Raw genomic sequence first — 25,943 nt, 5'->3', positions numbered from 1 at the left:
GGAAAAACGCGTCAGGCGGCGTCGGCGGGATATCACCTTGGAGGGCAACGGTCCATGGGATTGCGCCCGCCCCCGGAGGTTTTCAGTTCCTCCCGAGCGGTGGTTGGGACAGGTAGGCGAGCATCTTCATTTCCCGCCGGCCGCGCGTCACGGTGTCGAGCACGAGCCCCGACGAAGCCGAAAGCAGCGCCATGATCATCAGGCCCATGGAGAGCACGGCGGTCGGCAGGCGCGGTACGAGACCGGTCTCGAGAAAGGTGATCACGACGGGCACTCCGAAAGCGATCGACAGCAGCGCGAGGACGATGCCGATCGCCGAAAAGAAGCGCAGCGGCCGCTCCGACCGGTTGAGCTTCAGCATTGTGTTGAAGATGCGCAACCCATCCTGCCAGGTATTGAGCTTGGAGAAGGAGCCTTCCGGGCGCGCATAATAGGGCGTCTCGACCTCGGCAACCGGCAGCGACAATTCCAGCGCATAGACCGCAAACTCGGTCTCGATCTCGAAACCGCCGGACAGGACGGGAAAGGATTTGACGAAGCGGCGCGAGAACACGCGGTATCCGGACAGGATGTCCGTGAAGGCGTGGCCGAAGGTCGAAGCCAGGAAACCGGTGAACAGCCGGTTGCCGATGCGATGACCGCGCCGGTAGGCCGCCTGCGATTGATCGACACGCAGACCCACAACCATATCCAGATGATCATCGAGGAGCTGGTCGATCATGCGCGACGCGCTCGGCGCGTCGTAGGTCGCATCGCCATCGACGAGCACGTAGATGTCGGCCTCAATGTCCGCGAACATGCGGCGCACGACATGGCCTTTGCCCTGGCGCCGTTCGCTGCGCACGATTGCTCCGGCCTCGCGCGCGATCGCCGCGGTGCGGTCGGTCGAGTTGTTGTCGTACACGTAGACCTCGGCCGCAGGCAGTGCCTTGCGGAAATCGGCGACGACCGTCGCAACGGCGGCTTCCTCATTGTAGCAGGGAACCAGCACGGCGACCCGGAATGGCCATGACCTCGTCGATTCAGACAATCTTCATCCCTCGTCCATGCGCCGAGACCGCAGGCGCGGTTTACTAGCACAGGCAGCCATCATCGCCACGTCGCAATCTGCGGCCTGTCGTGAAGGACTTCCGCGATCCGCAACCGCGTGCCGGGCGTGGTCCCCTCGGGCAGCGCCGTGACGGCGAAGAACCCGCATTCGGCGATCTCGCGGTTGGGCTGCGGCAGGCGATCCTGCTTGAACTGCCTGACAACGTAGACCGCGACATGATCGCGGCGGGAGACGTGGCTGTTGAGGAAGATGCCGTGCAGCACGGCGGCGCCGGTGAGATCGATATCCCCCTCTTCCTTGAGCTCGCGCCGCATCGCCTGCTCCATGGTCTCGCCGAGATCGACGCCGCCGCCGGGCAGATACCAGCCCGTGACGTAGCTGTGCCTGACCAGGAACACCCTGCTCTCGGCATCCAGCACCACGGCGCGAACGCCGAGCGTCATGCCGCGGACGAGCAGGAAATAGGCGTGGAAGATTCGCCGCAGCAGCGGCTCGAATATCCGTCGGACGCTATTGAGACGATCTCCCATCAGGCTCCCGTGGCGCCCCGTTCAGGCTTCGCTTGCGCGTTGCCTGCGACCTTGCCATTACAGCGGACGAATAGCGAGGCAATCGCGCTCCATGGCCCCCTTCACGCTCGCCCATCTGTCCGACCCGCATCTGCCGCAGTTGCCGAAGCCGCGGTTGATCGAGCTCGCCGGCAAGCGCGCGCTCGGCTATATCAACTGGACGCGCAACCGTCACAAATACCAGCGCCGCGAGGTGCTCGACGCACTCGTCGCCGACGTGAAGGCGCAAGGTCCCGACCACATCGCGGTCACAGGCGATCTCGTCAATCTCGCGCTGGAAGCCGAATTCGCGCCGGCGCGGGCCTGGCTCGACGGCGTCGGCCCGCCCGACCGCGTCACCACGATTCCCGGCAATCACGACGCCTATGTCCGCGCCACCTCGCATCGTTTCGGCGAGACCTTCGCGCCCTATCTTGCGGGCGACGACGGCCGTATCGGCTTTCCTTCCGTGCGCCGGCGCGGGCCGCTCGCGCTGATCAGCCTGTCCACGGCGGTGCCCACCTTGCCGCTGATGGCGACGGGCACGCTCGGACGCGATCAGCTCGCGGCCCTCGAAGAGGTGCTCGAACGACTTGCAGCCGAGGACGTCTTTCGCGTGCTGCTGGTGCATCATCCGTTGAAGTCCGGCGCGTACCACAAGCGGATGACTGACTCCGCCGGGCTGCTGACGCTTTTGAAACGCCACGGCGTCGAGCTGATCTTGCACGGACACGACCACGTTCATTCGACGATGTGGTTCGAGGGCCCCAACGGCAACATTCCCGCGATCGGCGCGCCGTCGGCCTCCGCGCTCGCGCACGGGCACACCCCGGCCGCGGCCTATAATCTGTTCACGATCGAGAAGGACAATGCCGGCTGGCGTTGCGAGCAGGCGGTGCGGAGCCTGGGGGCTGGGCTTCAGATCGTACAGATGAAGCATGTCAGGTTGATTTGAGGCCACGCCGTCATTGCGACGGAGGAGAAATTCACAAGTTTCGCAGGGCCGCCAGCACGGCAACCCCGAACAGCGCGGCGGCGCCGAGCACAAATCCGAACACGAACGGCCAGACGCGCGACCGGCGCGACGGCGGCGCGACCTCGGGCTTCGGCTCAGGCGGGACCACCATCGCATGCTCGCGCTCGATCATGCGGCGGGCGACGTAATCAGTCACGGCCTCGACGATGACAGCGGTGTCGTGGGATTCGGCGAGCACGATGCGGCCGAAGCGGGTGTCCTGCACGAAGCGGTACATCCGCTTGTCGCGGCCCATCACGATGTGCGCGACGACGTCGATCCAGAGTCTCGGCGTATCGCCCTGGCTGATGCCGCGGTCGAACAGGTCGATCCGCTCGGGCACCTGCGCGAACAGGGGATCGAGCGAATCGTTGAGGATCTCGAGCCTTGCCACTTCGGCATCGCGCAAATCGACGACGACGCCGGTCCGGTCGGCGGCCTCGATCCGCGCCCGCAACAGCGCATCGCGCAGCCGCACCGGGCGTGGCTGGCCGGGGTGGATCCCGCTGGTTTCGGGCTCTGACATTGTCGGCCTCGTCCTGACTTCCTTCCATTAACCTATCAGCAACCAATGTGTCCGCAAAGGCCCCACAATTCCAGTTACTTACGGCGCCCACAGGCCGTTCACCTGTGCCAAAAACAGACGATCCCACCCGGCTTGCGCCGGATGGGACCATCCGTCCTTGGACGTCTTCTTATCAGTTCAGATTGTCAGGCCGAGACCCGCGACGGCTCTTCCACGATCGAGAAGCGAACTCCGGCCTTGTGGCGGTTCTCTTCCGAGACCGAGCGCCAGGCGTCCTCGGCCTCCTTGCGGGTCTTGAACGGACCCTGCACCTGGGCCGAACCTTCCACCAGCTTGTGGAAGTTCATCGAACCGAACTCGCCGCCGATCACCCAGAAATTGCTGTTGGTCATTGTCAGTCTCCTGTCGAATAGCGTGATGCGTTAGCCGAACTGGTTCATCGTGTTGTGGGCACCGCCCGCCTTCAGGGCAGCTTCGCCGGCGAAGTATTCCTTGTGGTCGTCGCCGATGTCGGAGCCGGCCATGTTCTGATGCTTGGCGCAGGCGATACCCTGACGGATCTCGGCGCGCTGGACGTTCTTGACATAGCCGAGCATGCCCTGGTCGCCGAAATACTCCTTCGCCAGATTGTCGGTCGAGAGCGCCGCCGTATGGTAGGTCGGCAACGTGATCAGATGGTGGAAGATGCCGGCGCGCTTGGCCGAATCCGCCTGGAAGGTGCGGATGCGCTCGTCGGCTTCCTTCGCCAGCGGCGTATCGTCGTATTCCTGCTTCATCAGCTCGGCACGATTGTACTTGCTGACGTCCTTGCCGGCCTCCTTCATCGCGTCGTAGACCTGCCAACGGAAGTTGAGCGTCCAGTTGAACGACGGCGAGTTGTTGTAGGCCAGCTTGGCGTTTGGAACGACCTTGCGGATCCGATCGACCATCTTGGCGATCTGCTCGATATGCGGCTTCTCGGTCTCGATCCACAGCAGGTCCGCACCATTCTGCAGCGAGGTGATGCTGTCGAGCACGCAGCGGTCTTCGCCGGTGCCCGGGCGGAACTGATAGAGATTGGAGGGCAGCCGCTTCGGACGCATCATCTTGCCGTTGCGGTTGATGATGACGTCGCCGTTGCGGGCGTTCTCCGCCGTCACTTCCTCGCAATCCAGGAAGCTGTTGTACTGGTCGCCGAGGTCGCCGGGCTTGTGGCTGACGGCGATCTGCTGCGTCAGGCCGGCACCGAGCGAGTCGGTGCGGGTCACGACGACACCGTCTTCGACCCCGAGCTCGAGGAAGGCGTGGCGGCAGGCGCGGATCTTCGCCAGGAACACCTCGTGCGGCACGGTGACCTTGCCGTCCTGATGGCCGCACTGCTTCTCGTCCGAGACCTGGTTCTCGATCTGGAGCGCGCAGGCACCCGCCTCGATCATCTTCTTGGCGAGCAGATAGGTCGCCTCCGCATTGCCGAAGCCGGCGTCGATGTCGGCGATGACGGGCACGACATGGGTCTTGAAGTTGTCGATCTTCTCGATCAGCGCCTTTTCCTTCGCCTTGTCGCCTTCCTTGCGGGCGGCATCCAGGCTGCGGAAGATGTCGTTCAGTTCGCGCGAATCGGCCTGACGCAGGAAGGTGTAGAGCTCTTCGATCAGCGCCGGCACCGAGGTCTTCTCGTGCATCGACTGGTCGGGCAGCGGACCGAACTCGGAGCGCAGCGCCGCGATCATCCAGCCGGACAGGTACAAATAGGTGCGATCGGTCCTGCCAAAGTGCTTCTTGACCGAGATCAGCTTCTGCTGGGCGATGAAGCCGTGCCAGCAGCCCAGCGACTGGGTGTACTTGGTCGGGTCGCTGTCATAGGCGGCCATGTCGGCTCGCATCAGCGCCGCGGTGTAACGGGCAACGTCGAGACCGGTCTTGAAGCGATTCTGCAGGCGCATGCGGGCGACGGCCTCGGCCGACACACCGTTCCAGGTCGGCTGGGTCTCAAGGAGCGACTGGGCCGCCTCGATCTCGCTCTGATACGAGGCCGGGCCCTGGAGAGTGCTGATGCCGCGGGGCTGGTAGTTCATGTGCCTGATCCTTTCGCTGACAACGGCGATGTCTGCCATCGACATTCTTGACAATGCATTGCGAGATGCGTGTCAGGAGCTAAACGCGAGAAAGCTCAGGTCGTATAGAGGCCTTGTATTTGAATGATGATGTCGTGTAACATCGGAACGTGTAATGGATGTTATTTTGTAAATTTTGTAATGACGCAGGTCAATCAAACTGTCCTTGATGCCTCGGGAGACCTGAAAATGCCCGCCGGTTCCAGCAAGAAGCTCTTCGTCGGCCCGCGCTTTCGGCGGATCCGGCAGCAATTGGGGCTGTCGCAGACCCAGATGGCCGAGGGGCTCGGGATCTCGCCGAGCTATGTCAACCTGATCGAGCGCAACCAGCGTCCAGTGACCGCGCAGATTCTGCTGCGGCTGGCCGAAACCTATGACCTCGACCTGCGCGACCTCGCCACCGCCGACGAGGATCGCTTTTTCGCCGAGCTCAACGAGATCTTCTCCGACCCGCTGTTCCGCCAGATCGACGTTCCCAAGCAGGAACTGCGCGATCTCGCCGAACTCTGCCCCGGCGTCACCCATGCGCTGCAGCGGCTCTACGCCGCCTATACCGAGGCGCGCCAGGGCGAGACCCTGGCGGCAGCGCAAATGGCCGACCGTGACGTCGGCACGCGCTATGAGGCCAATCCGGTCGAACGCGTCCGCGAGCTTATCGAGGCCAACCGCAACTATTTTCCGGAACTCGAGCAAGCCGCGGAAACTCTGCGCGACGAACTGAACGTGCCGGCCGAAGAGCTTTATGCGGCGCTCGCGGCACGACTGCGCGAAAAGCATTCGATCCAGACCCGCATCATGCCGGTGGACGTGATGCGCGAGACGCTGCGGCGCTTCGACCGCCACCGCCGCCAGCTCCTGATCTCCGAGCTGGTCGACGCGCCCGGCCGCGCGTTCCAGCTCGCCTTCCAGCTCGGCTTGGGCGAATGCGCGCAGCAACTGGAGACCATCATCGGCCGCGCCGGCCCGCTCGACGACACACCGCGGCGCCTATTCCGCATCACGCTCGGCAATTATTTTGCGGCCGCCGTGATGATGCCGTACCCGGCGTTCCTCGCCGCTGCGGAAGCGCTCAGCTACGACATCCATTTGCTGGCGCAGCGCTTCAATTCCGGCTTCGAGCAGGTCTGCCACCGGCTCACCACCCTGCAGCGGCCGAACGCCCGCGGCATTCCCTTCTTCCTGCTGCGTGTCGACAATGCCGGTAACGTCTCGAAGCGCTTCTCCTCCGGCACATTCCCGTTCTCGAAATTCGGCGGCACCTGTCCGCTGTGGAACGTGCACTCGACCTTCGACACCCCGGATCGCCTGCTCAAGCAGGTGATCGAGCTGTCCGACGGTACGCGTTATTTCTCGATCGCGCAGATGGTGCGCCGTCCCGTCGCGCCGCACCCGTTGCCGCAGCCGCGCTTCGCCATCGGCCTCGGCTGCGAGATCCGTCACGCCGCGCGCCTCGTCTACGCCGCCGGCATCGATCTGGAGAAAACAGAGGGCACGCCGATCGGCGTCAACTGCCGCCTCTGCGAGCGCGAAAACTGCGCTCAGCGCGCGGAGCCACCGATCACGCGCACGCTGATCCTGGACGAGACGACGCGGCGGGTGTCGAGTTTCGCGTTCTCGAATGCGAGGGAGCTGTGAGGGGCGCGCAGTAGCCTTCTCGTCATTGCGAGCGAAGCGAAGAAATCCAGACGGTCTCCGCAGTGACAGCCTGGACTGCTTCGTCGCTTCGCTTCTCGCAATGACGAAAGACTCACGCCAGCGTATGCACGATCACCGGCCCCGCGGCGGCGCGGGCGTCGCCTGCAAGCAGCGGGCCCAGATCCTTCTCGATCCAGGCGATCGCGCGCCGGTTCGCCTCCTCCGCCTGCTCGAACTTGTCGAAGATCGAGATCGCGGTCACGGTGTCGTCGCCGGCATAGACGACGTAATACGCGCGGAAACCGTCGACGTCGCTGATGATCGGAACGGCGCCGTCCTTGATGCGGCGCGCCAGCTCTTCGGCGCTCCCGCTTTTCGCCTTGGCCTGACGGATGGCGGCATACATGGCATCCTCCTACCGGCTGTCTTGATCTACGGACCTGGTGCCCGCACCGCATGCTACGCCGAACCGTGCGGGCGATCCACGGTTGGTTAACCCGGCACTAATCCACTTCCGCGATCTGCAACCAACGGTTAAGCACGCCTCAACATCGGTGCCTTAGTCTCGCCCCACTCACTTTTCGCAAAGAACGATGGCCTAGTCTGCCGCGTCAAGTGACATCAGGGGGTTCATCATGCGCATTGCGCTGCTGCTGACCGCGACCATTGTCGGCGCGCTCATGGCCAATCCATCCAATGCCGGACCGCTCGATGCGTCCGCCGGCGCGGCGCAAGCGCTGCCGCCGGGCTTCCAGAGCTACCGCGGCTACATGTTCGACATCTCGGAGAATTCCGACCGCAAGGATGTCGACAAGCTCACCGAGAATCTGAAGAGCCAGATCGACGTGGTCGAGGGTGCCGGCCTCTCGCCGCGCGTCCTGCGCTTCTTCCGCACCGTCCCGATCATTGCGAGCGAGCTCGCCTGCCTCGACGACGGCGCCGCGACTGCCTGTTACGGCCGGGTCGCCCCGAACGTCGAGCGCCGCGTGCCGCGAACGCTCACTGTTTGGGACCATGCCACGCAGCGCTGGACCAATCCCAATGCCGTCGACCTCGCGGTCGATTCGGGCCTCGGCGTAATCATGCTGCGGCCCGACATGATGCGTTACGAGAAGGAGGCCGTGCTGCTGCACGAACTCCTGCACGCCTATCACGCGCGGCTGTTGCCGGACGGCTACGCCAACAAGGGCGTGATCGGCTATTACGCCTTTGCCAAGTCCAAGGACCTCCTGCCCAAGGAAGCCTATGCGATGAAGAATCACATGGAGTTCTTTGCGGTGACCGCCAGCATCTTCCTGGCCGGAAAGAGCGAATTCCACGACCCGAAGTCGCGCGAGACGCTCAAGGAGAAGATGCCGGACTATTACAAATATCTGGTCGGAGTGTTCGGCTTCGACCCCGATCCGGCAGCTTCAAGTGGCCCGGTCGCCTCGCTGAAGTGAGGCGGAAAGCGCCAAACCAAACAAAAGAGCCGCGCGAAATGCGCGGCTCTTTTGTTTTGTAAACCGGAAGCTGCGGATGACTCCCGGCGGGGAATTGCCAAGGCGGGGCCCGATCTGCATAGTCCCGCCCGCATCGATACTGTTTTCGAAGAGGATAGAACAACATGGCGGACGCCGACCTGGATGTCGTGATCCGGCAACTGGCCAGACAGCTGCATACGGGCCTGATGACCCGCGCCAAGGAGCGGCGGGATCGCTTCAACGGCCTTGCGGCCAAGGCCAAAGGCAAGGAGACCGGCGATCGCTTCAAGATGATGGCCAAGGCTACCATGGAGCAGGCTACCGCCGCCGCCAAGCGCCTGCAGATGTCCGCCGACAATGTCGCCGACAGCTACGCACGGTCGATGCGGATCGCCGCCAGCACGCCGGCCGCGGCGAAGGTGGAGAAGAAAGCCGCCAAGGAAAAGCCTGTGAAGAAGGCGAAGAAGGCCAAAGCCAAGAAGTCGAAGTAAGCTACTCACCGTCTTGGCGCGGCCACTTCGGTTGGCTCGGCGCTCGCGAGTTCGGCGAGTTTTGCGCGCGCCGCATCGCGAGTGTGGGCATCATCCTTGCCGGCGGGCAGCGCCAGCGTGGCCTCGAAATCGGCGCGTGCGTCATCCGCCCGGCCGCGGGCGAGGAATGCGAGGCCGCGGGCGAGCCGGGCCTGCGCATCCGAGGGGTCGAGGCGGACCGCGGTGTTGTAGCTCAGGATCGCGCGATCGAGATCGCCGGTGGCGGCGAGCGCGAGACCGCGCTGGTGATAGGGCGCGGCGAGCCTCGGATCATGCGCGATCGCCTCGTCGTAATCCTCGATGGCAAGTTCGAAATCGCCGTTCTGCCGGCGCGCCAGAGCGCGGTCGCGATAGAGCGAGGCGCGGTTGGGATTGAGGTGGATGGCCTCGTCGAAATCCGCGATCGCCCGCCGCCAGTCGCCATGGCGCAGCGCGATCCGTCCGCGCCCCTCATAGGCAAAGGCGATCAGCGATCCACGGAGCGGCGAGAAGCCGATCACCGCCGAGCAGATGTCGGGATCGTCCTCGTCCCCGCAATTGACGACCGTGTGCGTGGACAGGCCAATGAGCACGCCCAGGACGATCAGCAATGGTACTGCAGCTTTGGTCATCTTCGACCGTGGCAGGCAGCGGGCCGGCCACGCATCCCCTTTCGAAGGAACAGTTTCGCCAGGGTGTTAACACCGGCTGGGACCAGCCTGTGTGCGTCAGGTCACAAAGCATGCAAATTCCAGCCGCGTCCGCATCAGCCCCAAGGGCCGCGTGAAGAGGAGCGACCCCACGGACCCCGCGGCGGATAGTTCTCGTTGGCGCCGATCGACGGCGACGCCTGAGCGCCAAGCTCGGCTGCGAGTTGCTGAAGCGCCGCGATACGATTCTGCGTCGACGGATGGGTGGCGAACAGATTGTCCACGCCGTGGCCCGATAGCGGATTGATGATGAACATATGCGCGGTGGCGGGATTTCGCTCCGCCTCGAGGTTCGGGACCTGATGCGCAGCGTCTTCGATCTTCACCAGCGCCGATGCGAGCCAAATCGGCTGACCGGCGATGCGTGCGCCGAGATTGTCCGCGGCGTATTCGCGCGTACGACTGATCGCCATCTGCACCAGCATGGCCCCGATCGGAGCGAGGATCATCATCAGGATCGAGCCGACGATGCCCGGGCCGTTGTTGTCGCGGTTGCCTCCGAAGAACATGCCGAACTGCGCCAGCATCGAGATCGCACCGGCAATGGTCGCGGTAACAGTCATCAGCAGCGTGTCGTGATGCTTGATATGGGCGAGCTCGTGCGCGATCACGCCGGCGAGCTCCTCGCGGCTGAGCTGCTGCATCAACCCGGTGGTGACCGCAACCGCGGCATTCTCGGGATTGCGCCCGGTGGCAAACGCGTTGGGCTGCGGCTCGTCCATCAGGAACACGCGCGGCATCGGCAAGCCGGCGCGGCGCGCAAGCTCGGCGACGAGCCCGACCAGCTCCGGCGCGCTGCTGCGGTCGACCTCATGAGCCCCGTACATGCTCAGCACCATGCGGTCGGAGTTCCAGTAGGTGAAGAGATTGGTCGCCGCGGCAATGACGAGCGCAATCATGGCGCCGCCAGCACCGCCGATCAGATAGCCGACGCCCATGAACAGGGCGGTGAGGCCTGCGAGCAGCATTGCGGTACGAAGATAGTTCATGGCCCTCTCCCGGGTCCGGTCGCCGCCGCTGGAGGCGCTGCAGGCCGGCAAGCATGAGGTAGGGACGACCCCGCCCCACCCGCAAGGTTTCCAGGTGCGTCGCGGAGCCGCGGCACTGGTTTGAAGGCAATCGCTCCATTAAGCTTGGTCAAGAATCCAAGCGTCTCCTCCCCTTGCGGAAACCTCATGCTCCAGACCCGAATTGCGATCGCGGCCACCGCTCTGCTCACACTCGCCTTTCCCGCCTCCGCACAGTTCGCGCCACCGCCCGCAAAGCCAGCGGCCCCCAGGGCCACTGCGCCCTCCCCGCGCGCGGCGTCGTGCCACAATGGCGCGAACTTCGATCGCTTCCTGGCTGACGTAAAACAGCAGGCGGTGGCGACCGGCGTGTCGCAGCGAACGATGGCGCAGGCCTCGCCCTACCTCGTCTACGACCAGGGCATCGTCAATCGCGACCGCGGCCAGCGCGTGTTCGGCCAGCTCTTCACTGAATTTGCCGGCCGCATGGCCGCGCCCTATCGCATGCAGAACGGCCAGCAGCACATCAAGCGACATGCGGCCGCGTTCGCGCGCGCCGAAAAGGAATACGGCGTGCCGCCGGCGGTGATCGCCGCGTTCTGGGGACTGGAGAGCGATTTCGGCGTCAACATGGGAAATCTGCCGACACTGAAATCGCTGGTGTCGCTGGCCTATGACTGCCGCCGCTCAGAGATGTTCGTGAACGAGACCATCGCCGCGCTGAAGATTATCGACCGCGGTGATCTCACACCCGACGAGATGATCGGCTCCTGGGCCGGCGAACTCGGCCAGACCCAATTCCTGCCCGTGCATTACGTCAACTATGCCGTCGACTACGACGGCGACGGACGACGCGACCTTTTGCGCAGCGAAGACGACGTGATCGGCTCGACCGCGAACTACATCGCCAACGGGTTGAAGTGGCGGCGCGGCGAGCCGTGGCTGGAGGAGATCAAGGTGCCGCAAAACCTGCCGTGGGATCAGACCGATCTCACCGTGCAGCAGCCGCGCGCGAAATGGGCGCAGCTGGGGGTGACCTATCCCGACGGCAGGCCGCTGCCGAGCGACAATCTCGCGGCCTCCGTGCTGCTGCCGATGGGACGCAACGGGCCGGCCTTCATGGCGTATCCGAATTTCGCGGCCTATACCGAGTGGAATAACTCGCTGATCTATTCGACCACCGCGGGCTATCTCGCCTCGCGCATTGCGGGCGCAGCACCGATGCGCAAGCCGACCACACCGGTCGCGCAGCTGCCGTTCAATGAGCTCAAGCAATTGCAGCAGCTTCTGGTCCAGGCCGGCTTCAATGTCGGCAAGGTCGACGGCGTGCTGGGCCAGCAGAGCCGCGCCGCAGTGAAGGCGATGCAGGTCAAATACGGTCTGCCGGCCGATTCCTGGCCGACCTCCGAACTTTTGGCCCGGATGCGCGGTGGCACGGCACAGGCGCAGCCTGCAGCGATGGCACGGTAGAACTTTCGCACTGCACAAGCCGCTCCCGCGATTGTATTTTTCCATGACGGCCCCATGTGAGTGGCTCAGGTTTCTCCTGAGATTTCCCACCACAAGAGCGAGCATCACATGTCCTTCCACGACGCCGTCGTCCCCGCCTATTTGCAAATGCTGAACAGCCTGACCGGCCTGCTCACGAAAGCCGAGGCGCATTGCGCGGCCAAGAAGGTCGATCCGAGCGTCCTGCTGGGCTCCCGGCTGTTTCCGGACATGCTGCCGCTGTCGAAGCAGATCCAGCTCGTCAGCGATTTCGCCTCCAAGGGCTGCGCCCGGCTGACCCATAGCGAAGTGCCCTCCACAGCAGACACCGAGACCAGCTTTGCCGAATTGAAGCAGCGCCTGGCGAAGACCATCGACTATGTGAAATCGTTCAAGCCCGAGCAGTTCGAGGGCGCCGACACCAAGGACGTCACCTTCCCGGCCGGCCCCGACAAATCCATCACCATGAAGGGCCAGCAATTCCTGAGCGCGTTCTCGCTGCCGAACTTCTATTTCCACGCCGCAACCGCCCACGGCCTTCTGCGCCACGCCGGCGTCGAGATCGGCAAGCGCGATTTTCTCGGCGCGAATTAAGTTATGGCCCGCGGCAGCGGAATTCCGCTGTCGCGGCCGAAACTGCATACGAATTGTGCTACGCGGGCCTTGCTGCGTAGCTCGCCTGCACTTTCCGTATGGCTCCTCCCTTGCGCTGATTGCCGCGATGCACAAGTGTTGCAGACCTTTCACCGCCTGGAAGCATTCCCATGAGCCGTTCGACCAAATTGTTTGACACCTACAAGCTCGGCCCGATCACGCTTGCGAATCGTTTCGTGATGGCACCGCTGACTCGTAACCGCGCCGTTCCCGGCACGTTCGTGCCCGGTGCGCTCGCCGCTGACTATTACGGCCAACGCGCCTCCGCAGGGCTTCTGATCACCGAAGCGAGCCAGGTCTCGCAGCAGGGCCAGGGCTACCAGGACACACCCGGCATCTACTCCAGGGACCAGGCCGCCGGCTGGCGCAAGGTCACCGATCAAGTCCACGAGCGCGGCGGCAAGATCTTTATCCAGCTCTGGCATGTCGGCCGCATCTCGCATGTCGATCTCCAGGCCAATGGCGCAGCCCCGGTAGCGCCGAGCGCGATCCGCGCCAAGGGCAAGACTTTCGTCAACGGTACCTTCGCCGACGTCTCCGACCCCCGCGCGCTCGAGCTCGCCGAAATTCCCGGGATCATCGACGATTTCAAGCGCGCCACGAAGAATGCGCTCGAAGCCGGCTTCGACGGCGTCGAGATCCACGGCGCCAACGGCTATCTGCTCGAGCAGTTCGCCAAGGACGGCACCAACAAGCGTACCGACGCCTATGGCGGCTCCATCGAGAACCGCGCGCGGCTGATGCTGGAAGTATCCAAGGCCGTCGTGGCCGAGGCTGGCGCCGAGCGCACCGGCATTCGCGTCTCGCCGGTAACACCGGCCAACGATATCTCGGACTCGAACCCGCAAGCCTTGTACGACCATATCGTCGACGGTCTCAGCGCGCTCAAGCTCGTCTATCTCCACGTCGTCGAAGGCGCCACCGGCGGTCCGCGCGACATCGCGCCGTTCGACTATGCGGGCCTGCGCAAGCGCTTCGCCGGCGCTTACGTCGCCAACAACGGCTATGATTTCGCCCTCGCCGCCAAGGTGCTGGAGGCGAACGCGGCCGATCTCATCGCCTTCGGCAGGCCGTTCATCTCCAATCCCGATCTGGTCGAGCGGCTGAAGACCGGCGCTGCGCTGAACGACTGGGACAAGAACACGTTCTACGGCGGCGGTGCGAAGGGCTACACGGATTACCCGGCGCTGACGACTGAACCGGCGGAGTAAGGCGTCGTCGTCGCTCCATCCTCCGTCATTGCGAGGAGCAACGCGACGAAGCAATCCAGACTACCTCCGTGGAAAGACTCTGGATTGCTTCGCTTCGCTCGCAATGACGGTGTGGAGCAAAATCCACGATAATAAAAAGAAAAAGGCCGGGATTGCTCCCGGCCTTTCGTCGTTACGTTGATGTGCCTTACTTCGCTTCCGCACGCTTCGGGGGCTGTGCCGGCCACGACTTGATCAGGGTGTCGTAGTCGACCGTCTCGCCCTTCGGCTTCTCGTTGGCGAGCTTGCGCTGGGGAGCAATCGTGCCGTCCTTCTGGGCCTTGGCGAACCAGTACTCGGCCGTTTCCTTCTTGTGCAGCTTCGGACCGCAGGCGCCCTGCACGCCGGATTTCTCCAGACGCTCCATCACGGAGTCCTGGGCGGCTGCAAGCGAGTCCATCGCGGCTTGCGGCGTCTTCGCACCGGACGACGCATCGCCGATGTTCTGCCACCACAGCTGCGCCAGCTTCGGATAGTCGGGCACGTTGTTGCCGGTCGGGGTCCACTGCACGCGCGCGGGCGAGCGGTAGAACTCGATCAGGCCGCCGAGCTTCGGCGCACGCTCCGTGAACGACTTGTCCCAAATGTCGGATTCACGAATGAACGTGAGACCGACATGGCTCTTCTTCAGCGACACCGTCTTGGAGATGATGAACTGGAGATAGAGCCAGGCTGCCTTGCGGCGATCCGCCGGGGTCGACTTGAGAAGCGTCACGGAGCCGGCGTCCTGATAGCCGAGCTTCATGCCTTCCTTCCAGTACGAACCGTGCGGCGACGGAGCCATACGCCACTTCGGCGTACCGTCCGCGTTCATCACGGCGATGCCCGGCTTCACCATGTCGGCGGTGAAGGCGGTGTACCAGAACATCTGCTGGGCGATGTTGCCCTGCGCCGGCACCGGACCCGACTCGGAGAAGGTCATGCCCTGCGCCTGCGGCGGAGCATACTTCTTCATCCACTCGAGGTACTTGGTGATCGAGTAGACCGCGGCCGGGCCGTTGGTGTCGCCACCACGCTCGACCGAGGAGCCCACCGGACGGCAGCCTTCCATGCGGATGCCCCATTCGTCGACCGGCAGACCGTTCGGAATGCCCTTGTCGCCATTACCGGCCATCGACAGCCAGGCGTCGGTGAACCGCCAACCGAGCGACGGGTCCTTCTTGCCATAGTCCATATGGCCGTAAACCTTGACGCCGTTGATCTCCTTGATGTCGTTCGTGAAGAACTCGGCGATGTCCTCGTAGGCGGACCAGTTCACGGGCACGCCGAGCTCGTAGCCATACTTGGCCTTGAACTTGGCCTTGTAGTCGGCGTTGGTGAACCAGTCGTAGCGGAACCAGTAAAGGTTCGCGAACTGCTGGTCGGGCAGCTGATAGAGCTTGCCATCCGGGGCCGTGCCGAACGACTTGCCGATGAAGTCGTTGACGTCCAGCTGGGGATCGGTGACGTCCTTGCCCTCGCCGGTCATGTAGTCCGACAGCGCGATGGTTTGGCCGTAGCGGAAGTGCGTGCCGATCAGGTCGGAGTCGTTGATCCAGCCGTCGTACACGTTCTTGCCGGACTGCATCTGGGTCTGCAGCTTCTCGACGACGTCACCTTCCTGGATGATGTCGTGCTTGAGCTTGATGCCGGTGAGCTCGGAGAACGCCTTCGCCAGCGTCTGCGACTCGTATTCGTGGGTCGTGATGGTCTCGGAGACGACATTGATCTCCATGCCCTTGAAGGGCTCGGCCGCCTTGACGAACCACTCAAGCTCCTTCTTCTGCTCGTCCTTCGACAGCGTCGAGGGCTGGAATTCCGCGATCCATTTCTGGATTGCGGCATCGTCGGCAGCGCGCACCGGCGCCGAGACGGCCAACGACACCGCGACGATGGCGGCGACGCTGGACATCGTCAGAAAGCTATTCTTGGTCAATGGACGTTCCCTTCTCCTAAACTGCCGCATGTTGTTCCTCCGTTGCAGCGACAAACTTTCTACAGGCCCGGGTTGGTCCCGGATCTGGCCGTCCCTTCGCGGGCTAGACCGTGCGAAAAATGAGCACGGCCATGGCCAGCGAAATTCCTGATGCGAGCCAAAGGCGCGAAATTTCAAGTCCGTCCTCGCCGATCGGCAGCGTGGCGAGTGCGTCGGTGCCGGCGAAGGCGATCCAGAGCAAGTGGATGACAGCCGCCATGATCAGGGAGATGAACAGGCGGTCGCCGCGCGTGGTGGGGATGCGCAGCACGCCGACGCGCTCGGTTTCGGGATAGGCCACCCCAAGCCAGGTCATCACGGCAAGCGTGCAGGCGAGCGCGACAAAGAAGATCGCCGTCGGCAGCGTCCAGGCCATCCATGCAATAGATTCCATTGATGCCTCCTAGACCCGGCCGAGCGCGAAACCGCTCGCGATGTAGTTGCGGACGAACCAGATCACGAGCGCGCCCGGAATGATGGTAAGCACGCCGGCTGCCGCGAGCAGCCCCCAATCCATGCCGGCGGCCGACACTGTGCGCGTCATGATCGCCGCGATCGGCTTGGCCTGCACCGAGGTCAGCGTGCGTGCCAGCAACAGCTCGACCCATGAGAACATGAAGCAGAAGAAGGCGGCGACGCCGATACCGCTCGCAATCAGCGGCACCAGGATCTTGATGAAGAAGCGCGGGAAGGAATAGCCGTCGAGGAAGGCGGTCTCGTCGATCTCGCGCGGCACGCCGGAGACGAAGCCTTCGAGGATCCAGACCGCCAGCGGAACGTTGAAGATGCAGTGCGCGAGCGCCACCGCCCAGGGCGTATCGAACAGCCCGATCGCCGAGTAAAGATTGAAGAACGGCAGTGCATAGACCGCGGCCGGCGCCATGCGGTTCGACAGCAGCCAGAAGAACAGATGCTTGTCACCGAGAAAACGGTAGCGCGAGAACGCGTACGCCGCGGGCAACGCCACCGAGATCGAGATGATGGTGTTGAGGACGACGTATTCCAGCGAGTTGATGTAGCCGGAATACCAGCTCTCGTCGGTGAAGATGCGCTTGTAGTGCTGGAGCGTCGGGGCGTGCGGCCACAGCGTCATCGTCGAGACGATTTCGGCGTTGGTCTTGAAGCTCATGTTGACGAGCCAGTAGATCGGCAACAGCAGGAAGATCAAAAACAGCGCCATGATGAGGCGACGGCCGGGGATCGAATGCATCACGCGGCTCCTTCCTGCGGCTTCCGCTCGGCGCCGGCATTGGTCATGACCGTGTAGAAGATCCAGCAGACGATCAGGATGATCAGATTGTAGACCAGCGACAGCGCGGCGGCCTTGCCGAGGTCGAACTGGCCGAGCGCGATCTTGACGAGCTCGATCGACACGAAGGTCGTCGAATTGCCGGGCCCGCCGCCGGTAACGACGAACGGCTCGGTGTAGATCATGAACGAGTCCATGAAGCGCAGCAGCACCGCGATCAGCAGCACGCGGTTCATCTTGGGCAGCTGGATCGCCTTGAACACCGCCCAGCGCGAGGCGCCGTCGATTTGAGCTGCCTGGTAATAAGCATCGGGGATCGACTTCAGGCCGGCATAACACAACAACGCGACCAGGCTGGTCCAGTGCCAGACGTCCATCACGATCACGGTGACCCAGGCATCGACGGCATTGGAGACGTAATTGTAGTCGATGCCGATCGCGTTGAGCACATAGCCGAGCAGGCCGATATCGGGGCGGCCAAAGATCTGCCAGATCGTGCCGACCACGTTCCACGGAATCAACAGCGGCAGCGCGAGGATGACGAGGCAGGCCGCGACGGTCCAACCCTGGCGCGGCATCGACAGCGCGACGACGATGCCGAGCGGCACCTCGATCGCGAGGATCACCATCGAGAAGAACAGATTGCGGCCGAGCGAGGCGAGGAAGCGGCCGCCGAGGTCGGTCGAAGGGTCGAGCAATTCCTTGAACCAGCCGACACCGTTCCAGAAGAACTGGTTGTTGCCGAAGGTGTCCTGCATCGAATAGTTCACCACCGTCATCAGCGGCAGCACTGCCGAGAAGGCGACGACCAGGAACACCGGCAGCACCAGGAACCAGGCTTTTTGGTTGACGGTCTTGTCCATCAGGCGGCTCCCTCCACCAGAAGGCTGTCGGCATAAACGTGGACGTGCGACGGATCGAATTTCAGGCCGGCCGTGCCGTCCGGGCTGGTGAAGCCGGCCGGCGCCCGCGCCGCGAGTTTTGCGTCACCGAGGCGCGCACGCGCAAAGCGGATGCGGCCGAGATCGTCGATGCGTTCGATTTTTGCGCTGAGCAGGCCCGGTGCCGGCGCAACCGTTTCGACGAATTCGGGACGCACGCCGATCTCGATCTTCGCGCTTGCCGGAAGGCTGTCGTAGCTGCGATTGAGCGCGATGACGTGACCGTCGATCTTGGCCTCGCGGCCCCTCACCTCGGCCGGCAGGATGTTCATGCCGGGCGATCCGATGAAATAGCCGACGAAGGTGTGCGCGGGCTTGTCGAACAGCTCGGCCGGGGTGCCGCTTTGCACCACGCGGCCGTCGTGCATGACGACGACGGTGTCTGCAAAGGTCAGCGCCTCGGTCTGGTCGTGGGTGACGTAGATCATCGTAAGGTCGAGCTCGCGATGCAGCGCCTTCAGCTTGGAGCGGAGCTGCCATTTCAGCTCGGGATCGATCACGGTGAGCGGCTCGTCGAACAGCACGGCGGCGACGTCGGAGCGCACCAGGCCGCGGCCGAGCGATATCTTCTGCTTGGCGTCAGCCGTGAGCCGCGTCGCCTTGCGGTTCAGATAGGGCTCGAGATCGAGCAGGCGGCCGATCTCGGCGACGCGCTTGTCGATCTCGGCCTTTGGCACGCCGCGGTTCTTCAGTGGAAACGCCAGATTCTGCCCCACCGTCATGGTGTCGTAGATCACCGGAAACTGGAACACCTGGGCGATGTTGCGCTTCTGGGTTGACAGCGGTGTGATGTCCACCTCGTCGAACAGGATTTTCCCCCGCGACGGCGTGATGATGCCGGAAATGACGTTGAGCAGCGTGGTCTTGCCGCAGCCGGACGGCCCGAGCAGCGCATAGGCGCCGCCCTGCCGCCAGGTCATGGTGACAGGCTTCAGCGCAAAGCTGTCCTGCGGCGCATCGTTGCCGCCGTAGGAGTGCGCGAGATCGACGAGGTCAATGCGGGCCATGTCGCATCTCCCTCAGGTATTGCCGGGTGCGGCGACCAGGCGGCCTGCCGCATCGAAAACGAAGACATCATTGGGATCGAGCACGGCGTCGATGGTCTGGCCGGGCTCGAACTCGTGCACGCCGTGCAACACCGCAACCCATTTCGATCCGTCGCGGGTCAGATGCACGAAACTCTCCGAACCGGTGATTTCGGTCACCGTTACCGTGGCATGGAAGGCGTGGCGATCGGCCTGGCCGTTGGCGAGCGCGAGCTGATGCGCGCGAAAGCCGACCCGGTAGGCGCCGTCGGCCAGCGACGAATACAGACCCGAGGCCGGCGACGCCGCGCCGCCGGCATATTGCACAGAGCCGTTCTTTTTCTCGATGCCGACGAGATTGAGCGGCGGGTCGGAGAACACCTGCGCGACGCGTAAAGTCTGCGGCCGGCGGTAGACGTTGGCGGTCTCGTCGATCTGGAGCGCCTGACCCTGCCACATGCACACCGTGTTGCCGCCGAGCAGCAACGCCTCGGTTGGCTCGGTGGTGGCATAGACGAAGATCGCGCCGGAAGCCTCGAAGATGCGCGGGAGCTCGGCGCGCAGCTCCTCACGAAGCTTGTAGTCGAGATTGGCGAGCGGCTCGTCGAGCAGCACGAGATCGGCGCCCTTCACCAGCGCGCGCGCGATCGCGGTGCGCTGCTGCTGGCCACCGGAAAGCTGGAGCGGCGTGCGCTTCAGGAACGGCTCGAGCCTGAGCAGCCTTGCGGCTTCCGCCACGCGCGCCTCGATTTCAGCGCGCGGCTTGCCCTGCACACGCAAGGGCGACGCGATGTTCTCATAGACTGTAAGCGAGGGATAATTGATGAACTGCTGGTAGACCATCGCGACCGAACGCTTGCGCACGTCGGCGCCGGTGACGTCCTTGCCGTTGACCAAGATCTTGCCCGAAGTCGGCTTGTCGAGGCCTGCGAGCAGCCGCATGATCGAGGTCTTGCCCGACAGCGTCGGCCCGAGCAGCACGTTGAGCGTACCGCTCTCGAGCGTCAGCGAGACGTCGCGGATATGCGGGACGCCGTCGACAGTCCGGGTCACGTGATCGAGTGTCACCGTCATGAGCGTCCTCCGGCTTCCAGCAGGGGACTTTGCTGCACGGCGTGGGTCCTGATCCAGTCGTCAAGCGCCGCGATCTCGTCGGCACTTAGCCGCAGGCCGAGCTTGGAACGGCGCCAGACGATGTCCTCGGCAGTGACCGCCCATTCGTTGGCCATGAGATAGCGGACCTCGCGCTCGCTCAGCGTCGCGCCGAAGGCCTGGCCGAGATCGGCCGCGGATTTCGCATCCCCGAGCAGCTTGATCGCCTTTGTGCCATAGGCGCGCGCGAGTCGCCGCGCATGCTCGTGGCTGAGGAAGGGATAGCCGCGCTGAAGCTCCGCGATCAGGCCGTCGACATCGGAGACGCCCATGTCGCCGCCGGGCAGCGGCCATTTGCCGGTCCAGCCCTCGCGCGCCTTCGCACTGCGAAGATAGGGCGCGAGCCGCTCCAGCGCCTCCTCGGCGAGACGGCGGTAGGTCGTGATCTTGCCGCCATAGATCGACAGCAGCGGCACGCCGCCGGGCGCGTCGAGCTCGAACACGTAGTCGCGCGTCGCGGCCTTGGCTTCGCTGGCGCCGTCGTCATAGAGCGGGCGCACGCCGGAATAGGTCCAGACCACGTCGTCAGGCGTGACGGGCTTGGCCAGATATTCGCTTGCCGCCGTGCAGAGATACTGGATCTCCTCGGCCGTCGCCTTCACCTTGGCCGGATCGCCGTCATAGTCGCGATCGGTGGTGCCGATCAGCGTGAAATCGTCCTGGTACGGGATCACGAAGATGATGCGGCCGTCGGCGTTCTGGAACATGTAGGCGCGGTCGTGGTCGTAGAGTTTTTTCACAACGATGTGCGAGCCCTGCACCAGGCGCACCTTGGCTTTCGCGTTGACGCCGGCGCCACGGCCGAGCACGTCCTCGACCCAGGGCCCGCCGGCATTGACGAGCGCGCGAGCCTGGATCGACGAGCGCGCCCCGGTCAGCGTGTCGATCATGCTGACGGTCCAGACGCCGTCGGACTGCTTGATATCGGTCGCACGGGTGCGGGTGCGGATCTCGGCGCCCTTGTCGGCGGCGTCGCGCGCGTTGAGCACGACGAGACGGGCGTCATCGACGAAGCAGTCGGAATATTCGAATGCGCGGGTATAGCGGTTCGGGATCAGCGGGCGACCGACCTCGTCACGCCCAAGATCGACCGAGCGGGTTGCCGGCAACAGATGGCGGCCGCCGATATGGTCATAGAGAAAGAGGCCGAGGCGCAGCAGCCAGGCCGGTCGCAGGCCTGCATGGTGCGGCAGAACGAAACGTAAGGGCCGGATGATGTGAGGCGCGATGCCCCAGAGGATCTCGCGCTCGATCAGCGCCTCGCGGACCAGGCGAAACTCGTAATATTCGAGATAGCGCAGGCCGCCATGCACCAGCTTGGTCGACCAGGACGACGTCCCGCTCGCCAGATCGTTCATTTCGCACAGGAAAACACTGTTGCCGCGGCCCACCGCGTCGCGCGCGATGCCGCAGCCGTTAACACCGCCTCCAATGATGGCGAGGTCAAAAATACGCTCCAACAGACGCATCCCCCGGCGACCGCCCGTTCAATCGAGCGGTTACTTTCGTTTTTGATTAGATCACACCGAAAAACGAAAGCAAGATGAAAGAGGAGAGAAAGGAAGTGAAAGCGGAACTTTTAAGTGGGCAGATCGGTGTGGAAGGGGCCAGTTCAGGAGGGGATTCGAGCAGCATTATTGCTCTTGAATAGTCGTCGATGGCCGTTATTAGTTACAATGGTCATATTGGTCTTTACCTGCATGACAGAACACAACACTGCACCGGGCTCGCCAGCGACTGACTCGTGGACGCTTGCCAACGCCAAGGCCCGGCTCTCCGAGGTGATCGACCGTGCCCAAGCCGGCCCGCAAATCATCACCCGACACGGCAAGCCCAATGCGGTGATCGTTTCCGCCGAGGAATGGGCGCGCAAGACGGCGCGCAAAGGCACCTTGGCCGAATTCCTGCTGGCTTCGCCGCTGCGCAGCGCCGACCTCGAGCTTGAACGCGCGCCCGACGCGCTGCACGACAAGATGCCGTGAATCTACTGCTCGACACCAACGTGTTGTCGGAGGTCCAGAGACCGGCCCCTTCGCCGAAAGTCTTGGCATGGCTTGATACGATCGACGAGGATCGTGCGTTCGTCAGCGTGGCATCGATCGCCGAGCTTCGCCGCGGCATCGCATTGCTGGAGGATGGCCGTCGGCGCGCAGCACTGGCCGCCTGGCTTGCCCACGATCTGCCGGAGCGTTTTGCCGGGCGCACCCTGCCGATCGACCACGCGGTGGCGGAACGCTGGGGCGACCTGATGGCGCAGAGCCGCAAAAGCGGCATCGCGCTGGCCGCCATGGACGGCTTCTTTGCCGCGACCGCGCTCGCAAACAACCTCAAGCTCGTCACGCGCAATGTGAAGGAATTTGCGGCATTCGGCGTGACGCTGCTCAACCCGTGGGACGACTCATAGTCCTACTTCAGCCGCACCACCGGAGCCGGCTCGGGTGAGGCATCCTGCACATCGGCCTGCGCCTCATCGATATCCGCCCCCTTCGGCATCGCGGCCATCACCTCGATGCCCTTGGCATGGCAAATCGTGGCGAGGCGCTCGGGGAGCTCCTGATCGGTCACGAAGGTCTGGATCTGGCTGATATGGGCGATGCGGACCGGTGCGCTGCGGCGAAGTTTTGTGGAATCCGCGACCAGCATGACGCTGCGGGCGTTGGCGATGATGGCTTGCGCCACCTCGACCTCGCGATAGTCGAAGTCGAGCAGCGCGCCTTCCTCGTCGATCGCGGACGCCCCGATGATGGCGTAGTCGACCTTGAACTGGCCGATCAGCTGCGTCGCGGTCGAGCCGACCACCGCACCGTCGGCGCGCCGCACCGTGCCGCCGGCAACCACCACCTCGATGCGGGGATGGCGGTAGAGCAGCATGGCGACGTTGAGATTGTTGGTGATGACGAGGAGGTCCTCGTGCGAGGTCAGCGCGCTTGCCACTTCCTCGGTCGTGGTGCCGATGTTGATGAAGAGCGAGCAGCCGTTCGGAATCAGCGAGGCGGCGGCAGCGCCGATCGCCTTCTTCTCGTCGGCGGCGACGAAGCGCCGCGCCTCATAGGCGAGGTTTTCGACGCCGGAGGCGATGATAGCGCCGCCATGGATACGGGTCAGCGAGCGGCGCTCGCAGAGATCGTTGAGGTCCTTGCGGATGGTCTGCGCCGAGACCTCGAACCGGCGCGCCAGCTCCTCGACCATGACGCGGCCCGAGGCCCGCGCGAGGTTGAGGATTTCGGCTTGGCGATGAGTCAGTCCGGTCACGACAATAGCCTCAAGTCAGGAAGCCGCATGGTGCGGCGGTTCGCACGTTCGGTCAATGCGCGTGCCGATCACGGTTAACGGACCAACGTCCTCACCACGCCATCGCGGCGGCGAGGCGCGCCAGCAGTGTCGGATCGTCGTAAGCGCTGGCGGAAGCGACCGCGCCGGCGGCAACAAGGTCGGCGTGGCCGAGAGTGGTGCGCATCCCGATGGTCGGAATGCCGGCGGCCGAGGCCGATTGCACGCCGGAGCGGGAATCCTCGAACGCGATCGAGGCCGCCGCGCTGGCGCCGGCGAAGCGCAGCCCTTCCTGATAGGGCAGCGGATGCGGCTTGCCGTGCGGCAGCTCGTCGCCGATCACGATCGCCTTGAAGCGGTCCGTAATGCCGAGGCCCGACAGCAGCAGTTCGGCGTTGAGACGCGGCGCGTTGGTCACGGCCACCATGGGAATGCCGGCGCTATCGGCACGGTCGAGCAGCGCCATCAGGCCCGGAAGCGGCACGATCTGTCCAGCCACTAGGTCACGAAAGATCGCTTCCTTCTCGCCGAGGATGACGACACGACGTTCCGGCGATTCGTCCGGCAGAAATCGCTCCCCGATCGACACATTGGAAAAACCCTGGAGCTCGCGCTTGAAGCGCTCCTCATCCACGATATGGCCGCGCGGGGCGAACACGCGATGGAACGCCTCGCGATGAAGGAAATCCGTGTCGGCCAACGTGCCGTCGATGTCGAACATCAGCGCCCTGCCCATCGCGTCGATCATGTCCGTACTTTCCCAAATGCGCAGCGCATTGATGCGAAAGACGTATCAATACACCCTCGATCGCGCAATGACACATCCACATGACGGAGATGCGCCACTCGACAAAGTCGCGCGCGGCTGCAACACTGGCTGCAAGATCAAAAAGGAGGAAACGATGACGATCAACCGACGCGATCTGGCTCTCTCGACTCTTGCCGTCTCGGCGCTTGCTGTCTCAGCTGTCACGACACCGGCGCTGGCGGCCTCGGCGGACGAGGAAGCCGTGGCGAAGAAGGTCGAGGCCTTCCGTCTCGCCCAGATCGCCGCCGATCCCAAGGCGCTCGGTGCGCTGTGCTGGGACGATGTCAGCTACAGCCATTCCAGCGGCAAGGTCGAGGACAAGGCGACCTTCGTCACCAACGCCACCGACGGCAAGTCGAAATTCCTGTCGATCGAGTACAAGGACCCAACCATCAAGGTCGTCGGCCCCGCCGCGATCGTGCGCTTCCATTGGGTAGCGGAACAGGAGATGGCGACCGATGGGAAAAAAGTGCCGACCAACCTTCACATCCTGATGAACTGGCAGAAGCAGGGCGACGACTGGAAGCTGCTCTCAAGGTCGGCGACGAAGTTGTGAACAACGGCTTTTCCCTCTCCCCCTTGTGGGAGAGGGTCGCTTCGCGAAACGAAGTCGGGTGAGGAGTTTCTCTCCGAGAACGAATCTCCCGCTTCTGAATCTGTTGAAACGACCCCTCATCCGGCGCTTCGCCCCACCTTCTCCCATAAAGGGGAGAAGGGAAGGCAGAGTTCGCGGCAAAAGATTCCTACCTCTCGCGCTACGCGCGGCCCGGAATGACCAGCGGGACTACTACGCCGCTTCCTTCACATCACCGTTAACCAGCTTGCGCGCGGCGCGCTCGGCCTCGCGGGCGTTGCGGAAGAGCTGGCCTTCAAGGCGGTTGAAGCGGTGGGATGAGGCGAAGAAGCAGTAGCCCCCTTGAGAACGAACGACGATACCTGCGGTCTGCGAATTGACTTCGATGATGTAGCTGTCCGGCATGGCCCTTAGATTCCTCAGTGCGGGCAAATAACGGCATCGGTGCCCAAAGGTTCCTTGAGCAAATCAGCCTGTTTCCACCCGAATCGACGGGAAATTGAGTACGCCGGGACCTCATCCATTTTATGACTTGTTCTTGGCGAAGACGCGACGATGGCAGACGCAACGCCGCGCGGTCATGCGTCGCGCGCGGTTACGTCGCGATTGGTGGATCGTTTCTCTGGATCGTTTGCGGACGGCCGTCGTCGTCGATCGAGACGTAAGTGAAATTGCCGTCGGTCACCAGGATCGGCTGGAGCTCCCTGCGCCGCAGCGCCCAGGCTTCGAGATGCACGGTCATCGAGGTACGGCCCACGCGAACGAGATTGGCATAGACCGAAACGAGATCGCCGACATAGACCGCTTTGCGAAAATTCATCGCTTCGATTGCGACGGTCACCGTGCGCGACTTCGCGGCTTTTGACGCAAACACGCCGCCGCCGACATCCATCTGGCTGAGCAGCCAGCCGCCGAAGATGTCGCCGTTTGCATTGGTGTCGGCGGGCATCGCCAGCGTGCGGATGCAGAGATCGCCGCTCGGCCCGGTATTGGCTTGTTCGTTCATGCCTCTCTCACTTGA

The 25,943-nt window shown here is 63.7% G+C and carries 29 protein-coding genes; 10 read left to right on the top strand and 19 right to left on the bottom strand.

Annotation, left to right across the window (positions count from 1 at the left end; genetic code table 11):
• Positions 1-82: 82 nt before the first annotated feature.
• On the bottom strand, positions 83-1,030 hold the full coding sequence (locus ABIB06_RS01870) for a glycosyltransferase family 2 protein (protein ID WP_247340425.1): 948 nt from the start codon (positions 1,028-1,030) through the stop codon (positions 83-85).
• Between the two features lie 59 nt (positions 1,031-1,089).
• Positions 1,090-1,581 carry an NUDIX domain-containing protein gene (locus tag ABIB06_RS01865; RefSeq protein ID WP_247440758.1) on the bottom strand — a complete coding sequence of 164 codons (492 nt, stop codon included), beginning with the start codon at positions 1,579-1,581 and terminating at the stop codon, positions 1,090-1,092.
• Positions 1,582-1,672: 91 nt separating this feature from the next.
• On the opposite strand from ABIB06_RS01865, the gene ABIB06_RS01860 reads away from it, so the two are divergent.
• The gene (locus tag ABIB06_RS01860) at positions 1,673-2,554 is read left to right on the top strand and encodes a metallophosphoesterase family protein (protein WP_354045755.1); all 882 of its coding nucleotides are present in this window, start codon (positions 1,673-1,675) and stop codon (positions 2,552-2,554) included.
• Between the two features lie 31 nt (positions 2,555-2,585).
• Here ABIB06_RS01860 and ABIB06_RS01855 read toward each other — a convergent pair whose 3' ends face one another.
• From ABIB06_RS01855 to ABIB06_RS01845, 3 genes are all read right to left on the bottom strand, one after another.
• Positions 2,586-3,140 (bottom strand): hypothetical protein, encoded by a 555-nt coding sequence (locus tag ABIB06_RS01855; RefSeq protein WP_354045753.1) that lies wholly within the window; start codon positions 3,138-3,140, stop codon positions 2,586-2,588.
• Between the two features lie 185 nt (positions 3,141-3,325).
• The gene (locus ABIB06_RS01850; RefSeq protein ID WP_007595122.1) at positions 3,326-3,532 is read right to left on the bottom strand and encodes a DUF4170 domain-containing protein; all 207 of its coding nucleotides are present in this window, start codon (positions 3,530-3,532) and stop codon (positions 3,326-3,328) included.
• A 30-nt stretch (positions 3,533-3,562) separates the two neighbouring features.
• Positions 3,563-5,194 carry an isocitrate lyase gene (locus ABIB06_RS01845; RefSeq protein WP_354045750.1) on the bottom strand — a complete coding sequence of 544 codons (1,632 nt, stop codon included), beginning with the start codon at positions 5,192-5,194 and terminating at the stop codon, positions 3,563-3,565.
• Positions 5,195-5,422: 228 nt separating this feature from the next.
• On the opposite strand from ABIB06_RS01845, the gene ABIB06_RS01840 reads away from it, so the two are divergent.
• Positions 5,423-6,868 carry a helix-turn-helix domain-containing protein gene (locus tag ABIB06_RS01840; protein WP_354045748.1) on the top strand — a complete coding sequence of 482 codons (1,446 nt, stop codon included), beginning with the start codon at positions 5,423-5,425 and terminating at the stop codon, positions 6,866-6,868.
• A 112-nt stretch (positions 6,869-6,980) separates the two neighbouring features.
• Here the strand turns inward: ABIB06_RS01840 and ABIB06_RS01835 are convergent, their stop codons facing one another.
• On the bottom strand, positions 6,981-7,274 hold the full coding sequence (locus tag ABIB06_RS01835) for an antibiotic biosynthesis monooxygenase (protein ID WP_027543691.1): 294 nt from the start codon (positions 7,272-7,274) through the stop codon (positions 6,981-6,983).
• Positions 7,275-7,503: 229 nt separating this feature from the next.
• On the opposite strand from ABIB06_RS01835, the gene ABIB06_RS01830 reads away from it, so the two are divergent.
• Together ABIB06_RS01830 and ABIB06_RS01825 are read left to right on the top strand one after the other, a co-directional pair.
• Positions 7,504-8,310, top strand: a complete 807-nt coding sequence (locus tag ABIB06_RS01830; RefSeq protein WP_247340435.1) for a hypothetical protein — start codon at positions 7,504-7,506, stop codon at positions 8,308-8,310.
• A gap of 164 nt (positions 8,311-8,474) precedes the next feature.
• Entirely contained in the window at positions 8,475-8,822 is a 348-nt protein-coding gene (locus tag ABIB06_RS01825) for a hypothetical protein (protein WP_354045744.1), read from the top strand.
• 5 nt (positions 8,823-8,827) lie between these two features.
• Here ABIB06_RS01825 and ABIB06_RS01820 read toward each other — a convergent pair whose 3' ends face one another.
• Positions 8,828-9,472 (bottom strand): tetratricopeptide repeat protein, encoded by a 645-nt coding sequence (locus ABIB06_RS01820; protein ID WP_354045742.1) that lies wholly within the window; start codon positions 9,470-9,472, stop codon positions 8,828-8,830.
• A 134-nt stretch (positions 9,473-9,606) separates the two neighbouring features.
• The gene (gene htpX, locus ABIB06_RS01815; RefSeq protein ID WP_247340440.1) at positions 9,607-10,539 is read right to left on the bottom strand and encodes a zinc metalloprotease HtpX; all 933 of its coding nucleotides are present in this window, start codon (positions 10,537-10,539) and stop codon (positions 9,607-9,609) included.
• A 186-nt stretch (positions 10,540-10,725) separates the two neighbouring features.
• Here htpX and ABIB06_RS01810 point away from each other — a divergent pair, with 186 nt between their 5' ends.
• From ABIB06_RS01810 to ABIB06_RS01800, 3 genes are all read left to right on the top strand, one after another.
• Positions 10,726-12,027 carry a lytic murein transglycosylase gene (locus ABIB06_RS01810; protein WP_354045740.1) on the top strand — a complete coding sequence of 434 codons (1,302 nt, stop codon included), beginning with the start codon at positions 10,726-10,728 and terminating at the stop codon, positions 12,025-12,027.
• 108 nt (positions 12,028-12,135) lie between these two features.
• The gene (locus ABIB06_RS01805; RefSeq protein ID WP_247340442.1) at positions 12,136-12,639 is read left to right on the top strand and encodes a DUF1993 domain-containing protein; all 504 of its coding nucleotides are present in this window, start codon (positions 12,136-12,138) and stop codon (positions 12,637-12,639) included.
• A gap of 170 nt (positions 12,640-12,809) precedes the next feature.
• Positions 12,810-13,910, top strand: a complete 1,101-nt coding sequence (locus tag ABIB06_RS01800) for an alkene reductase (protein WP_354045738.1) — start codon at positions 12,810-12,812, stop codon at positions 13,908-13,910.
• A 187-nt stretch (positions 13,911-14,097) separates the two neighbouring features.
• On the opposite strand, the gene ABIB06_RS01795 is transcribed toward ABIB06_RS01800, so the two are convergent.
• The 7 genes from ABIB06_RS01795 to glpD form a co-directional block, all read right to left on the bottom strand.
• Positions 14,098-15,840 (bottom strand): ABC transporter substrate-binding protein, encoded by a 1,743-nt coding sequence (locus tag ABIB06_RS01795; protein ID WP_247440916.1) that lies wholly within the window; start codon positions 15,838-15,840, stop codon positions 14,098-14,100.
• Between the two features lie 127 nt (positions 15,841-15,967).
• Positions 15,968-16,297, bottom strand: a complete 330-nt coding sequence (locus ABIB06_RS01790) for a DUF2160 domain-containing protein (protein ID WP_247340447.1) — start codon at positions 16,295-16,297, stop codon at positions 15,968-15,970.
• 9 nt (positions 16,298-16,306) lie between these two features.
• Entirely contained in the window at positions 16,307-17,113 is an 807-nt protein-coding gene (locus tag ABIB06_RS01785; protein WP_007606994.1) for a carbohydrate ABC transporter permease, read from the bottom strand.
• Entirely contained in the window at positions 17,113-18,015 is a 903-nt protein-coding gene (locus ABIB06_RS01780; protein WP_247340449.1) for a carbohydrate ABC transporter permease, read from the bottom strand. Before ABIB06_RS01780 ends, ABIB06_RS01785 begins: the two co-directional genes overlap by 1 nt.
• A complete protein-coding gene (locus tag ABIB06_RS01775) occupies positions 18,015-19,100 on the bottom strand; it encodes an ABC transporter ATP-binding protein (protein ID WP_247340452.1) in 1,086 nt (361 codons plus the stop codon). The genes ABIB06_RS01780 and ABIB06_RS01775 overlap by 1 nt, the downstream gene beginning before the upstream one ends.
• A 12-nt stretch (positions 19,101-19,112) precedes the next feature.
• The gene (locus ABIB06_RS01770) at positions 19,113-20,192 is read right to left on the bottom strand and encodes an ABC transporter ATP-binding protein (protein ID WP_354045736.1); all 1,080 of its coding nucleotides are present in this window, start codon (positions 20,190-20,192) and stop codon (positions 19,113-19,115) included.
• On the bottom strand, positions 20,189-21,739 hold the full coding sequence (gene glpD / locus ABIB06_RS01765; RefSeq protein ID WP_354045734.1) for a glycerol-3-phosphate dehydrogenase: 1,551 nt from the start codon (positions 21,737-21,739) through the stop codon (positions 20,189-20,191). The genes ABIB06_RS01770 and glpD overlap by 4 nt, the downstream gene beginning before the upstream one ends.
• Positions 21,740-21,970: 231 nt before the next feature.
• On the opposite strand from glpD, the gene ABIB06_RS01760 reads away from it, so the two are divergent.
• Together ABIB06_RS01760 and ABIB06_RS01755 are read left to right on the top strand one after the other, a co-directional pair.
• Entirely contained in the window at positions 21,971-22,252 is a 282-nt protein-coding gene (locus ABIB06_RS01760; RefSeq protein ID WP_354045733.1) for a type II toxin-antitoxin system Phd/YefM family antitoxin, read from the top strand.
• Entirely contained in the window at positions 22,249-22,674 is a 426-nt protein-coding gene (locus tag ABIB06_RS01755; RefSeq protein WP_354045731.1) for a type II toxin-antitoxin system VapC family toxin, read from the top strand. The genes ABIB06_RS01760 and ABIB06_RS01755 overlap by 4 nt, the downstream gene beginning before the upstream one ends.
• A gap of 2 nt (positions 22,675-22,676) precedes the next feature.
• On the opposite strand, the gene ABIB06_RS01750 is transcribed toward ABIB06_RS01755, so the two are convergent.
• Positions 22,677-23,522: a DeoR/GlpR family DNA-binding transcription regulator gene (locus ABIB06_RS01750; RefSeq protein ID WP_354045730.1), complete on the bottom strand. Its 846-nt coding sequence runs from the start codon at positions 23,520-23,522 to the stop codon at positions 22,677-22,679.
• Between the two features lie 91 nt (positions 23,523-23,613).
• On the bottom strand, positions 23,614-24,288 hold the full coding sequence (locus ABIB06_RS01745) for an HAD family hydrolase (protein WP_354045728.1): 675 nt from the start codon (positions 24,286-24,288) through the stop codon (positions 23,614-23,616).
• Positions 24,289-24,442: 154 nt separating this feature from the next.
• Here ABIB06_RS01745 and ABIB06_RS01740 point away from each other — a divergent pair, with 154 nt between their 5' ends.
• Positions 24,443-24,904 carry a nuclear transport factor 2 family protein gene (locus tag ABIB06_RS01740; RefSeq protein ID WP_354045726.1) on the top strand — a complete coding sequence of 154 codons (462 nt, stop codon included), beginning with the start codon at positions 24,443-24,445 and terminating at the stop codon, positions 24,902-24,904.
• Positions 24,905-25,135: 231 nt separating this feature from the next.
• Here the strand turns inward: ABIB06_RS01740 and ABIB06_RS01735 are convergent, their stop codons facing one another.
• Both ABIB06_RS01735 and ABIB06_RS01730 read right to left on the bottom strand, forming a co-directional pair.
• Positions 25,136-25,327, bottom strand: a complete 192-nt coding sequence (locus tag ABIB06_RS01735; RefSeq protein ID WP_024341426.1) for a hypothetical protein — start codon at positions 25,325-25,327, stop codon at positions 25,136-25,138.
• Between the two features lie 190 nt (positions 25,328-25,517).
• A complete protein-coding gene (locus ABIB06_RS01730; RefSeq protein WP_247340472.1) occupies positions 25,518-25,928 on the bottom strand; it encodes an acyl-CoA thioesterase in 411 nt (136 codons plus the stop codon).
• Positions 25,929-25,943 lie beyond the last annotated feature (15 nt).

Origin of the sequence: Bradyrhizobium sp. LB8.2, from assembly GCF_040548035.1 — a bacterium.
In the GTDB taxonomy this organism is placed as follows: Bacteria; Pseudomonadota; Alphaproteobacteria; order Rhizobiales; family Xanthobacteraceae; genus Bradyrhizobium.
Note: the sequence above shows the minus strand (reverse complement) of the source record. Positions and strands in the feature narration are given on the sequence as shown.